General features: G+C 68.5%; 11 protein-coding genes. 6 read left to right on the forward strand and 5 right to left on the reverse strand.

The features are described from left to right. On the forward strand, positions 1-1,179 hold a 1,179-nt coding region (locus VLG41_RS18155), incomplete at its 5' end, for an O-antigen ligase family protein (RefSeq protein ID WP_325350796.1). Positions 1,180-1,213: 34 nt separating this feature from the next. Beyond that, positions 1,214-2,269: a hypothetical protein gene (locus VLG41_RS18160; protein ID WP_325350797.1), complete on the forward strand. Its 1,056-nt coding sequence runs from the start codon at positions 1,214-1,216 to the stop codon at positions 2,267-2,269. On the opposite strand, the gene VLG41_RS18165 is transcribed toward VLG41_RS18160, so the two are convergent. Further along, on the reverse strand, positions 2,266-3,063 hold the full coding sequence (locus VLG41_RS18165) for a glycosyltransferase family 2 protein (protein ID WP_325350798.1): 798 nt from the start codon (positions 3,061-3,063) through the stop codon (positions 2,266-2,268). The genes VLG41_RS18160 and VLG41_RS18165 overlap by 4 nt on opposite strands. Before the next feature lie 256 nt (positions 3,064-3,319). Between VLG41_RS18165 and VLG41_RS18170 the strand changes: the two genes are divergently transcribed. Beyond that, the gene (locus VLG41_RS18170) at positions 3,320-5,095 is read left to right on the forward strand and encodes a ShET2/EspL2 family type III secretion system effector toxin (RefSeq protein WP_325350799.1); all 1,776 of its coding nucleotides are present in this window, start codon (positions 3,320-3,322) and stop codon (positions 5,093-5,095) included. 118 nt (positions 5,096-5,213) lie between these two features. On the opposite strand, the gene VLG41_RS18175 is transcribed toward VLG41_RS18170, so the two are convergent. Both VLG41_RS18175 and VLG41_RS18180 read right to left on the reverse strand, forming a co-directional pair. Beyond that, positions 5,214-6,086 (reverse strand): glycosyltransferase family 2 protein, encoded by an 873-nt coding sequence (locus VLG41_RS18175; protein ID WP_325350800.1) that lies wholly within the window; start codon positions 6,084-6,086, stop codon positions 5,214-5,216. Continuing rightward, positions 6,083-7,465 (reverse strand): phosphomannomutase/phosphoglucomutase, encoded by a 1,383-nt coding sequence (locus VLG41_RS18180; protein ID WP_325350801.1) that lies wholly within the window; start codon positions 7,463-7,465, stop codon positions 6,083-6,085. The genes VLG41_RS18175 and VLG41_RS18180 overlap by 4 nt, the downstream gene beginning before the upstream one ends. A gap of 124 nt (positions 7,466-7,589) precedes the next feature. Here VLG41_RS18180 and VLG41_RS18185 point away from each other — a divergent pair, with 124 nt between their 5' ends. Genes VLG41_RS18185 through VLG41_RS18195 form a run of 3 tightly spaced genes read left to right on the forward strand, consistent with a single transcriptional unit; the run spans position 7,590 to position 10,560 of the window. Further along, a complete protein-coding gene (locus tag VLG41_RS18185) occupies positions 7,590-9,116 on the forward strand; it encodes a DNA-3-methyladenine glycosylase 2 family protein (RefSeq protein ID WP_325350802.1) in 1,527 nt (508 codons plus the stop codon). Continuing rightward, complete coding sequence (locus tag VLG41_RS18190) at positions 9,113-9,649, forward strand: methylated-DNA--[protein]-cysteine S-methyltransferase (RefSeq protein WP_325350803.1); 537 nt, start codon at positions 9,113-9,115, stop codon at positions 9,647-9,649. The genes VLG41_RS18185 and VLG41_RS18190 overlap by 4 nt, the downstream gene beginning before the upstream one ends. After that, positions 9,646-10,560 carry a DMT family transporter gene (locus VLG41_RS18195; RefSeq protein WP_325350804.1) on the forward strand — a complete coding sequence of 305 codons (915 nt, stop codon included), beginning with the start codon at positions 9,646-9,648 and terminating at the stop codon, positions 10,558-10,560. The genes VLG41_RS18190 and VLG41_RS18195 overlap by 4 nt, the downstream gene beginning before the upstream one ends. A 47-nt stretch (positions 10,561-10,607) precedes the next feature. Here the strand turns inward: VLG41_RS18195 and VLG41_RS18200 are convergent, their stop codons facing one another. Both VLG41_RS18200 and VLG41_RS18205 read right to left on the reverse strand, forming a co-directional pair. Next, the gene (locus VLG41_RS18200; RefSeq protein ID WP_325350805.1) at positions 10,608-11,123 is read right to left on the reverse strand and encodes a CDC27 family protein; all 516 of its coding nucleotides are present in this window, start codon (positions 11,121-11,123) and stop codon (positions 10,608-10,610) included. Positions 11,124-11,138: 15 nt separating this feature from the next. Continuing rightward, positions 11,139-11,615: a hypothetical protein gene (locus VLG41_RS18205; protein ID WP_325350806.1), complete on the reverse strand. Its 477-nt coding sequence runs from the start codon at positions 11,613-11,615 to the stop codon at positions 11,139-11,141. Between the last annotated feature and the right edge of the window lie 189 nt (positions 11,616-11,804).

Genomic DNA, 11,804 nt, shown 5'->3' on the forward strand with positions numbered 1-11,804 from the left:
GTCTCGAACCTCGTGCTGCTGGTCTTGCTGCTGCTGTGGCTGGCCTCGTGGCGGCACCGCGAGACCTGGGCGCTCATGCGCCGCACGCCCATCATCTGGTGGCTCGCCGGCCTGTACCTGCTCGTGCTGCTGGGCCTCACCTACACCAGTGCCACCAGCGAATGGACCACGCTGCACCTCTCGAAGTACGCGCGGCTCCTGTACGCAGTGGCCCTCATCGGCCTGCTCTGGCAAGACGAGCGCGCGCAGAAGCTGGCCCTGCGCGGCTTCGTCGCGGCCATGCTGATCACGCTCGCGTCCACCTGGCTCAACGTGTGGTTCCTGCTGCCCTGGTCGGTCAGCCAGGACCTGGGTTGGGGCGTGTCGCACCATGTGTTCGGCGACTACATCACCCAGAACGTGATGATGAGTTTCTTCGCCATCGTGGCGTTGCACTTCGGCCGCACCAGCACGCGGCCCGCCGTTCGGGTGTTGTGGTTCTTGATCGCCGTGCTCGCCATGATCAGCATCACCCACCTCTCGAAAGGGCGAACCGGCTTCGTGCTCGTGGTCATCGGGTTGATCGCCTATGTGCTGGCCACGGTGCGCGGCCGGTGGCTGGTCCTGCTGCTCGCGGGCGTCGTCACCGTCGCCGGCATCGCGTTCGCCTCGTCGGACCTGCTCCAGGCACGCTTCACCTCAGCCTACCAGCAGGCCCTGAACTACCAGGCCGACCCGCTGTCCGCCATCGGACATCGCATCCACAACTACACCACCACCGCCGAACTGATCGCCCAGGCCCCCATCATCGGCCACGGCACCGGCGCCTACCACGTGCGGGTCTGCGACGTGATGCCCGACCCCGCCACCTGCAACACCTACACCTGGCACCCGCACAACCAGTTCCTCTTCCTGGGCGCGGACCACGGTGTCATCGGCATGTTGCTGTATGGCGGCATCTTCGCGTGCATGTATCTGGTGGCGTGGCGCTCGCGCTCTCCCATCGGCCGCCCCTTGCTGCTGGTGCTGACCACGCTCATGCTGCTGGACAGCCTGGTGAATTCGCCGCTGTGGAGCTCGCGGGAAAGCCAGTTCTTCATGTACATGCTGGCGCTGTTCATCTGCATCGCCTCGAGCCGCGGCCCGCTGGCCCGCCAGGAACCTCGGGCCACCGAAGGCAGTCACACCAGTCCCCAGTGATAGCCGGTCGCCGCTCGCGCGGAACGAACCCGCCATGATCATCGCCTTCCACTCCAACCAGATCTCCCGGCAGGGCACGGAGGTCGCGCTGTACGACTACGCGGACGCGGCGCAGCGCGTGCTGGGGCACCGCGCCGTGATCCTGCACGACGCCTCGAACCCCAACAACGTGCCCGAGGCGATCGAGAAGTTCAAGGACCGCTTCGACGTGCTCGCCTACCGCGAGCGCTCCGAACTCGACGACCTCATCCAGTCCAGCGGCGCCGCGCTGATGTACGCGATCAAGTCGGGGCGGCGCGACGGCCTGCTCTCCCAACGCGTGCCCACCATGGTGCACGCGGTCTTCCCCACCTCGCCGTTCGAGGCGCACGGCGCGGCATTCGCCTACATCTCGAGCTGGCTCAGCAAGGGCTGCTCCGGTGGCGTGATTCCCGCCGTGCCCCACATCGTTCAACTGCCGGCCGGCGACGGCGACCTGCGCGAGCGCCTGGGCATACCCGCGTCGGCCCTGGTGCTGGGGGGCATGGGCGGGGCCAAGAGCTTCAACGTGCCGGCGGCCCAGGAGGGCCTGCGCCAGGCGCTGGAACAGCGCGAGGACCTCTGGTTCATCGCCTTGAACCTGGAGCCGTTCCTGGATCACCCGCGCGCCGTGTTCCTTCCCGGCACCAGCGACATGCCGCTCAAGGCGCGCTTCGTCGACACCTGCGACGCGATGCTGCACGCCCGCGCACTGGGCGAGTCCTTCGGCCTGGCCTGCGGCGAATTTTCCGTGCGCAACAAGCGCGTCATCGCCTACGCGCACAGCAAGCACCGCCATCACATCGAGGTGCTCGGCGACGCCGCGCTGCTTTACCACGACGCGCCGAGCCTGCTCGAGCTGATCCGCCAACTCAACCGCGAGAGCCTGCGCTCGGGCCACTGGGACCGCTACACCGAGCGCTACAACGCCGAGCGCGTGATGGGCGAATTCGATCGTCACCTGATCCAGCCGGCATTGGGCAAGCGGCCCGGCGACGGGCCGGGCTTTCGCCTGGGCTGGCGGCACCGGCTGGCCTACCTGCGTTTCAAGCTGACGATGAAGCTGGCTTAGCGGCGAGCCAGCGCGGCGCCTTGCTCCAGCTTGTCGTAGCGCAGCGCCGCGTAGCGGAAGAAGCACTCCAGGGCGATGAAGAAGCAGAAGAGAAAGCCCTCGGGGCCGCAGAGGAAGCCGCGGCGGATGATGTAGAGGCGAATGAAGATGGCGGTGGCCGAGGCCATGCCCCGCAGCACGCCGCCGCGCCGCCCCTTCTCTGCGCGCTTGGCCGCGCCCAGTTGCACGTACTGCGCCAGCTTGAGCAGGCTGCCGTAGACGGTTTCGCGCGAGTAGTGGAGCAGGCGGTGGCGGAAGCGGCGCACGGGAACGTCGGACCGCTTGAGCACGCCGCCCTCGTGCACCACGCCGTCGAAGTGGCTGAGGGTCTCGGTGCGGAACAGGCGACGGATTCCGCCAGTGGACTTCATGAGCGTCAGGGGCCGCCCATAGGCCACCTGGTTCCACTGCACCTCCCACACGGCGTCCTCGCCCGAATGCACCGCATCGAGGATCTCGCGGGCCAGCTCGGGCGGGATGATCTCGTCGGCATCGAGAAAGAAGATGTAGTCGCAACGCACGTACTGCAGCAGCCGGTTGCGCTGCGTGGCGAAGCCCTGCCAGTCGGCGTGCAGGTGAACCTCCGCGCCCGCCGCGGCGGCGGCCTCGCGCGTGCTGTCGGTGCTGCCGCTGTCCACCACGACGATCTGATCGGCCATGCGGGCCGAGGCAATGCAGGCCGCGATGCGGTGGGCCTCGTTGACGGCCAGGATGCCGATGCACAGGGTCGGGCGTTTTTCAGCCTCTGTTGTCATGTGGTCTCCATTGGATCAGCCTCATCCGGCGCCAGGCCATGCACACAGGTACGGCAATCCGTATCAGGCGGGGGCGGGTCGGCATGGACTGGGCGCGATGTTATCCGCGCAAGCAACCATCCCATCGGGGCGACCTTTTGTCGACCCAACTGCGAGCGGTGTGGCATTCGCATGGACCAGTGGGAACGCGGCGGACGCGATGGCGACTCAGGCGCCCCACCGGTGTGTCCACGCCGAGCCAACACGAGCCCACGCCATGAACCTCTCCACGCTGAAGACCGCCTTCAAGTTCCCCAAGAAAACCCCCGTTGCGGCAGAAAAATTCAAGACCGGTAACGTCCCAACGCCAGAACGGGCGTCGCATGCCGCCCAGCGGATCCAGTCTCCCGAGGACTTTGCCGTCGTCGCTACGGAACTGTCCCTTCGCCCAGTGCAGGCCTGTCAATGGATCAAACGATGCCCGAAAGACCTGAAAGCGGACTTGATGCTGCATCTCGTGGCGAACTGCAAGCCCGCATTGGATCACTTGCCCAAGGAGGCACGTGCCAGTTTCAGGGCCTCGCTGCGCTGGGCGGGCAAACATCTCATCCAGCATCGCCACGCTGAATTCGCGCAGTTCGTGCAGGCAAGCCCGAAATGGGCGCGCCGAAAAGTCGCCTCGATCTGCCTTGAACTTCCGCAGGCCATATCTCCGAATGAGGCGGTGCCGCTCATGAGAGCCGCAGGAATGACCGACTTCGACATCCATCAAGCCATCTTGCGCGCGAGCCAGCACATCGCCGAATCGCTGCCCGATGGTGTCAGAGGTGCCATGGAATGGTACGAAGTGGCGCATGACTTGAGCTCGTCGGCGGTCGGCGGCGCATGCAGGGCGCAGCTTCATTCGCCGCAAATGATCGTATTCGGCCCGGACGTGCTGAATCTGAATATGAAGGTACAACGCCCGATGATCGCTTGCTATCAACTCGCCACACAGTTTGCGCGAGATGTCGGCAAGCAATCCTTGCATATGAAGCACTTCTCAAGCCAGGAAGCCATCGCAAAGCACGTAGAAATCACCCGCTATTCCGACACGATCCGGTATGCGTCCCTGGCCGGTGAAAACATTCTGCTGTCCAACCACGACCTGGGGCCCATCCTGTCCGGGCAGATCCAGGGCATGCGCAACCGCGAGGAAAGCCAGTGCGCAGTGGTCGTCAAGGTCTGTACCCCGATCAGAGGTCTTCATGTCATGACGCTGGCGCTGGATATGCTGCCTTCCCGCCGGGCTTGCGTCGTCACGTTGTTCGATCCGTATCGCACCAATGTGGTGGTGCGCCACCTGGTGGACTGCGACGATCCTTTGCAAGGGATCACACTGCATTCCTACATTGACGCCTGCATCACCCCGGAGGGTCTCTCTTCCGGGGAAATAGTGGCGCATGACGGCATTGTCCTCTTGCACCTGTTCGGTACCAGCCACCCCGCGGGGGCCCTGCCGCAGCACAAGTCGTCCGTCGCCCTGAAGATTGATGGCAACTGCCCGATGAACGCGGAATCCTTCTTCTTTCTGATGGAGAACAACTACGCCGCTGCCATCAAAGATCGGGCTGAGTCGTTGCTCGACACGTCGGACCACAACACCCTCGATGAGATACTGACCGCCTCAGTGGAGGGATTCAGCAACTCCCTGGGAGCCGCCCTTGAACTGGGAAATGCCGACGCGATCGTCCAACTGCGCGAGTTGCTGACGAAACAGAACAGTACTGCTCTGACGGCAACGCTCACCCTGCAAGCCGCGCATGAGTTGATCAAGGCTTGTATCAATGGCCACGAGTCTGCCGTGCGGGCATTTATCGGCATCGCGCGAACGCTGCCACTGGATGAGAGATTCGAAATCCTGAAGCGTTGCAGGTCGATTGCCGGGGGTTTTCCCTACAGCATGCGCGGCTATCAGCAGCAGTTCCCGCCGAGTTACTTCGACATCAAGGGCACGCTATCCGACGACGTCAAGGACGAACTTGATGCGGTGCTGTCTGGCAAGTACGATTAAGGGCGCGCCAGACCCACCTCGTGCCCCGCGTCGTGGCGCAGCGCGGCGTAACGGGAAAAGGTCTCCAGCGCAATGAACAGCGCGTACAGGAAGCCCGGTCCGCCGCTCAGGGGCGGCCTCAGCCCTGTGGCCTCCAGCGCACCAGTCCCATCCAGCGCCCCGCCATGCGCGCCAGCAGGCGCGGCGACCAGGCGATGGCGCGCAGCGGTAGCGCGAGCGTGGTGCCCAGCAGCACGCGCCAGCGCTGGCGCCGCGCCTGGTCCGGCGATCGGTGCTTGGCGGTGTAGATGAGCTTGGACTGCGCGTGGTGGTAGCCGCGCAGGTACTCGCTCTTCCAGGGCGTCTTGCCCTTGACCGAGCCGCGCGCGCGGTGCACCGCCGCCACGGCGGGCCACACCAGCAGCGGGCGCTGGTGCTGGAACAGGCGCAGGCACAGGTCATCGTCCTCGTAGTAGAGGAAGAAGCGCTCGTCGAAAAAGCCCACGCCCTCGAATCGAGAGAGGCGAAACAGCATGGCCGCGCCCACCACGAAACCCACGCAGGCCGGGCCGTCGGCACCGGGGCCGCGCGAGGGCCACAGCGTGCTGGGCCAGCGGTAGTTCACGTCGGGCCGGCCGGGCGCGCCTTCGAGCTGCGGCGCGACGATGGCCGCCTCGGGCATCGCCTGCGCGGCGCGCACGAGATCGCGCAGGCCATCGGGCGTGACCTCGCAATCGGGGTTGAGCAGGAAGGCAAAAGGCGTCTTCACCTGCGCGATGGCGCGGTTGTTCGCCGTGCCGAAGCCCAGGTTGCGGCCGTGCTCCAGCACCACGGCCTGGGGCCAGCGCGCGCGCACCTGTTCGGGCGTGCCATCGCCGCTGCCGTTGTCGGAGACGACGATGTGCGGGCAGTGGGCAAGCAGGCCGTCGAGCGCGGGAAGGCAGTGGGCGCTGTGGAACGTCACCAGCACCACGGTGACCTGGTCGAACAGGTCGTCGTCACGCGTGTTCAATGCGCGCTCGCACCAAGGACGGCGTCGGGCTTGGCCTGCTTGAGCAGATCGAGCATGGCTGCCTCGATGCGGTGCAGCGCCTCGGGCGTGTGGCCCTCGAAGCGCAGCACCAGCACCGGCGTGGTGTTGGAGGCGCGGATCAGGCCGAAGCCGTCGGGCCAGTCCACGCGCACGCCGTCGATGGTGGAGACCTTGGCCGGCGCGTCGAAGCGCGCCATGCCCACCAGCGCCTTCACCACCGCGTGCGGCTCGCCCTCGGCACAGGCCACGTTGAGTTCGGGCGTGCTGTGACTGGTGGGCAGGCCGTCGAGCACGGCGTTGGCGTCGGGGTGGCGGCTCAGGATCTCCAGCAGGCGCGCGCCCGCGTAAGTGCCGTCGTCGAAGCCGAACCAGCGCTCCTTGAAGAAGATGTGGCCGCTCATCTCACCACCCAGGGGGCTGTCCAGCTCCTTCATGCGCGCCTTGATGAGCGAGTGGCCGGTCTTGTAGATGTGCGGCACGCCGCCCGCCGCCTCGATGGCCGGGCCCAGGCGCTGCGAGCACTTCACGTCGTAGATGATGGCGCCGCCGGGCACGCGGGAGAGCACATCCTGCGAGAACAGGATCATCTGGCGGTCGGGGTAGATGTTGTTGCCGCCCTTGGTGACGATGCCCAGCCGGTCGCCGTCGCCGTCGAAAGCCAGGCCCAGTTCGGCGTCGGTCTCGGCCAGGGTGCGGATCACGTCGCGCAGGTTCTCGGGCTTGCTCGGGTCGGGGTGGTGGTTGGGGAAGTTGCCGTCCACCTCGCTGAAGAGCTCAATCACCTCGCAGCCCAGCGCACGGAACAGCGCGGGCGCCGAGGCACCGGCCACGCCGTTGCCGCAGTCCACCACGATCTTCATCGGCCGCGCGAGCTTCACGTCGCCGACGATGCGGTCGCGGTAGGGGCCGGCCACGTTGACGTGGCGCACGCGCCCGCCCTCGGCGCGCTCGCCGCCGTCGCTTTCGATGAGCTGGCGCAGCGCCTGGATGTCGTCGCCGTAGATGGCTCGACCACCCATCACCATCTTGAAGCCGTTGTAGTCCTTGGGGTTGTGGCTGCCCGTGACCTGGATGCCGCTGTGGCACAGCGTGGCGGCAGCGAAGTACAGCATGGGCGTGGTGACCATGCCCACGTCGATCACGTCGATGCCCGCGGCCACCAGGCCACGGATGAGCGCGGCCGACAGCGACGGCCCGCTCAGGCGCCCGTCGCGGCCCACGGCCACGGTGCGCTCGCCCTGGCGGCGCGCCACGGTGCCGAAGGCCAGGCCCAGGGCTTCGGCCACGCGCTCGTCCAGCGTGCTCGGCACGATGCCGCGCACGTCGTAGGCCTTGAAGATGGAGGCGGACACTTGCATGCAGGGGCTCCCGGGATGAATTGGCAAAAGCGGGCATTGTAGGAAGCGGGGGCCATACCCCTGTTACAGGATCATGTCCGGAAACGGCGAGTCCACTCGGAGCAAGCGGCCTACCATGCCCCCCATGGACACCCCAACCCCCACCGACGACGACGCCCGCTACCTTGCCCTGTGCGCGCGCGACGCGCGCTTCGATGGCCGCTTCTTCACCGGCGTCACCTCCACCGGCATCTACTGCCGCCCGGTCTGCGCGGTGCGCGCGCCGCGGCGCGCCAACTGCCGCTTCTTCGACCACGCGGCCCAGGCGGAGCGGGCGGGTTTCCGGCCCTGCCTGCGCTGCCGGCCCGAACTGGCGCCGCTGTCGCGCGCCTGGTCCACGCAGGACGCGGGCGAGCTGCTGGTGCAGCACGCCACGCGCCTGCTCGACGACCCCGCCCAATGGGTCGGCGAGGACGGCCCCGCCATGCAGCGCCTGGCCGCGAAGCTGGGCGTGAGCGATCGCCACCTGCGCCGCGTGTTCGAGGCGCACCTGGGCGTGTCGCCGCTGCAGGTGCTGCACACGCGCCGCCTGCTCGCCGCCAAACAATTGCTCACCGATACGCGGCTGAGCGTGAGCGCCGTGGCCGCCGCCAGCGGCTTCTCCAGCCTGCGCCGCTTCAACGCCGCGCTGCTGGAGCGCTACGGCCTGAGCCCCACGGCCATGCGTCGGCGCGGCACCGACGCATCCGGTAGCCACGCCGTGGCGCTGGGCTGGCGCCCGCCGCTGGACGTGCCCGCGCTGCTGGCCTTCCTGGACGCGCGCCGTCTGCCCGGGGTGGACGCGATCGACCTGGGCCAGCAGCGCTACTGGCGCACGCTGCGCCTGCACACGCCCTCGGGCGCGCACACCGGCTGGTTCGGCCTGCGCTTCGAGCCCGAGCGCCACCGCGTCTGGCTGCACGCCAGCGACGGCCTGTTGCCCGCCCTGCCCACGCTGATCTGGCGCGTGCGCGCGCTGTGCGACCTGGACGCCGACCCGCACGCCATCGACGCTGTGCTCGGCGCGCACTTCCCTGGCGGCACGGCCCTGCGCGTGCCGGGCGCGATCGACGGCTTCGAGCTCGCCGTGCGCGCGGTGCTGGGGCAGCAGGTGACAGTGGCGGCGGCGCGCACGCTGGCCGGGCGGCTGGTGGCGCGCTTCGGCGAACCGCTGGAGACGCCCGACCCTGTGCTCAACCGCCTGTTCCCTACGCCGCAGGCGCTGGCCGGTGCCAGCGCGGACGAGTTGGGAGCGCTGGGCATCGTGCGCCAGCGCCAAGGCGCCATCCAGGCGCTGGCGCGCGGCGTGGCCGAGGGCACGCTGGACCTGGGCCCGCACGCCGACCTGGCCACCACCACGCAAGCGCTCACCGCCCTGCCCGGCATCGGCCCCTGGACGGCCCAGTACGTCGCCATGCGCGCCCTGCGCTGGCCCGACGCCTGGCCCGCGGCCGACATTGCCCTGCACCACACCCTGGGCCTGAGCGGCACGCCACGCGAGCGCGAACGCGCCTGCGAGGCGCTGGCCCGGGCCTGGCAACCCTGGCGCAGCTACGCCGTGCTGCGCGCCTGGGCCGGCCTCTACCGCCCGGCCGCCGTCCCCACCGCCCAACCCGAAGGGAGCCCCTCATGAAACTGCCCGCCACTCTCATCCGAACCGACATCGACACGCCCCTGGGCCCCATGCGCCTGGCGGGCACGGACCGCGCCCTGGCCGGCGCCTGGTTCCACGGCCAGCGCCACGCGCCCGACCCGGCGCTGATGGCCCGCTGGCGGCCCGACCCGGCCCACCCCGTGCTGCGCGAGGCGGCCGCGCAACTGGCCGACTACTTCGCCGGCCGGCGCCGCGTGTTCGAGCTGCCGCTGGACCTGTCCTTCGGCACGCCGTTCCAGAGCGCCGTGTGGCGCGCCCTGTGCGGCATCGCCGCCGGCAGCACACTGAGCTACGGCGCGCTCGCCCAGGGCCTGCAGGCTGCGAACGCGGTGCGCGCGGTCGGCGCGGCCGTGGGCCGCAACCCGCTGAGCGTCATCGTGCCCTGCCACCGCGTGCTCGGGGCGCGCGGCGAGCTCACCGGCTATGCTGGCGGACTGCCCCGCAAGCAGGCCCTGCTGCGACTCGAGTCGGCCGGGTTGCCCCTGCCGACGCCCACCCTGGTACCCGCATGACGCCCCTTCTGCTGCTCGAATTCATCGCGCTCGCCGCCCTGTGGGGCGCGTCCTTCCTGTTCATGCGCCTGGGCGCCGCTGAATTCGGCCCAGTGCCCACAGCCGGGCTGCGCGTGGGCATCGCGGCGCTCTGCCTGCTGCCGGTGTTTTTGAAGGCGCCCGTCTGGGCCGACTTCCGCGCGCGCTGGCGCGCCATCTTCGTGGTCGGCCTGCTCAATTCGGGCCTGCCCTTCCTGCTGTTTTCGTTCGCGGTGCTGCACATTCCCACGGGTATCTCGGCGATCCTGAACGCCACCGTGCCGCTCACGGGCGCGCTGGTGGCCTGGCTGTGGCTGAAGGACCGCCCGGGCGGCTCGCGCGTGCTGGGGTTGGTGATCGGCTTCGTGGGCGTCACGCTGCTGGTGCTGGGCAAGTCGGGCGTGGACGCGCAGGGCATGGTGAGCGCAGGCGGCCAGGCGATGTCGCTGGTGGCCATGGGCGCCTGCCTGCTGGCCACGCTCTGTTATGGCATCGCGGCGAGTTTCACCAAGCGTTACCTCACGGGCGTGCACCCGCTGGCCTCGGCCACCGGCAGCCAGATGGGTGCGGCGCTGGCGCTGGTGCTGCCCATGGTGTGGCTGTGGCCGGCGCAGCCGGTGAGCCCGGGCGCATGGACCGCCGTGCTGGCCCTGGCCGTGCTGTGCACGTCCATCGCCTACATCCTGTACTTCCACCTCATCGAACGCGCCGGCCCGGCCAAGGCGCTCACCGTGACCTTCCTGATCCCGGTGTTCGCGCTGGTCTACGGCGCGGTGTTCCTGGGCGAGGTGGTCACCGCCTGGATGGTGGGCTGCGGCTTGGTGATCGTGGCGGGCACGGCGCTGTCGACGGGGCTGGTGAAGCTGCGGGCGCTGGAGCGGCGGGCCGGCTGAGTCGAGTCGTGCCCCGCGGGCTCTCGCGCGGGGCACGGCCCACCGGGTCAGTTCAGGCGCGCCAACGCGGCGTGCTGCAGGTGCAGGTAGCGCTCGTCCGCCCGGCCCAATTCCACGGCGTGCTCGTAGGCCTGTTGTGCCGCTTCGTCTTCGCCGAGCGCCGAGCAGCATTCGCCCATGCGGAAGGCCGAGGGCGCGTGGGTGGCGTCCTGGCCCAGGGCCAGCAGGTACATCACCGCCGCCTCGCGGTGGCGCTTGAGCTTTTGCAGACACAGGCCGGCAAGGTAGGCGTATTTGACCGAACGCGCCTCGTGCGCGACCAGGGCCAGGCTCACCGGCAAGGCGCGTTCGTAGTCCTTGGCGTCGTAGAGCTTCAGCGCGACGGCGTACAGGGCCTCGTAGTCGTCGGTGGTCATGCCGCGCAGATCGCCGGCGCTGTGGCCGGCCTGCAGGGCGTCCGAGCATTGGTCGGCAAAGGCCTGCATGCCTGCCAGCGATTGGCAGGAAGCGGCGATGGCGCCTTCGATGACGGGATCGGGGTGGGTGGACAGAGAAAAGATCATGGCGGTTTGCGACCATCAAGTGTCCGATCGGCACCCCCGCTCGATCAGGAAACCGCCCCCTCCGATGACGATGGCGGCGAACAGGGTGAGGAGGACTGTCGTACCGGGATCGGCGGCTGAATCCGCCGACAGAGTGCCACCCATGATCCCGCCGCCCGTCAAGAAACCGCCCACCGCGCCCACCAAGCCCTTGGGCAGATCCTTCAGGCTGGGAAGTGATGGCAATGCGAGCGGCATGGAGCCGATCGGCGTGAGGCCATTGAGCTTCTTCCCCGCTTGCTCCACCACGTTCCCGTCCACGTCTTCGCGGTCCACCGTGTCCGTCTCCAGACGCACCGGGGCCTCTGGCTCGGTTCCCAGAACGTCTTCAGTCGGCTCGTTCAGCACCTTGTCGTTGTTGGGCACCTTCCCATACGTGTCCTGGTTGCCAACCGCGGTTGGGACGCCTGAATGTCCCGGAAGCCTGTTGCCGATGGAGTTTCGTCTTTCCATGTGTTTCTCCTGATGGGCGCGGCCCTGGCGTCGCGCATGAGCGCCGACTCCACGAACCACGGATGTGACAGCCTTCACCGCGGCCCTATGCCACGGCGCGCACGCGGGCGGCATGCCCGACGAGCGCCTCTGTGTGGCGCCGGTCCTTGCGGGGTTGCGGCCGTCGACAGCCCCATCAGGCAAACATAA

The sequence above is a fragment of the Hydrogenophaga sp. genome (genome assembly GCF_035481345.1).
Taxonomy (GTDB): domain Bacteria; phylum Pseudomonadota; class Gammaproteobacteria; order Burkholderiales; family Burkholderiaceae_C; genus Hydrogenophaga.

What these genes read in the sequence shown, in the direction of transcription:
- VLG41_RS18165 (WP_325350798.1), bottom strand. Translation starts at nt 3,063, where the DNA reads ATGACAACAGAGGCTGAAAAACGCCCGACCCTGTGCATCGGCATCCTG.
- VLG41_RS18205 (WP_325350806.1), bottom strand. Translation starts at nt 11,615, where the DNA reads ATGGAAAGACGAAACTCCATCGGCAACAGGCTTCCGGGACATTCAGGC.
- VLG41_RS18195 (WP_325350804.1), top strand. Translation starts at nt 9,646, where the DNA reads ATGACGCCCCTTCTGCTGCTCGAATTCATCGCGCTCGCCGCCCTGTGG.
- VLG41_RS18160 (WP_325350797.1), top strand. Translation starts at nt 1,214, where the DNA reads ATGATCATCGCCTTCCACTCCAACCAGATCTCCCGGCAGGGCACGGAG.
- VLG41_RS18185 (WP_325350802.1), top strand. Translation starts at nt 7,590, where the DNA reads ATGGACACCCCAACCCCCACCGACGACGACGCCCGCTACCTTGCCCTG.
- VLG41_RS18190 (WP_325350803.1), top strand. Translation starts at nt 9,113, where the DNA reads ATGAAACTGCCCGCCACTCTCATCCGAACCGACATCGACACGCCCCTG.
- VLG41_RS18200 (WP_325350805.1), bottom strand. Translation starts at nt 11,123, where the DNA reads ATGATCTTTTCTCTGTCCACCCACCCCGATCCCGTCATCGAAGGCGCC.
- VLG41_RS18180 (WP_325350801.1), bottom strand. Translation starts at nt 7,465, where the DNA reads ATGCAAGTGTCCGCCTCCATCTTCAAGGCCTACGACGTGCGCGGCATC.
- VLG41_RS18170 (WP_325350799.1), top strand. Translation starts at nt 3,320, where the DNA reads ATGAACCTCTCCACGCTGAAGACCGCCTTCAAGTTCCCCAAGAAAACC.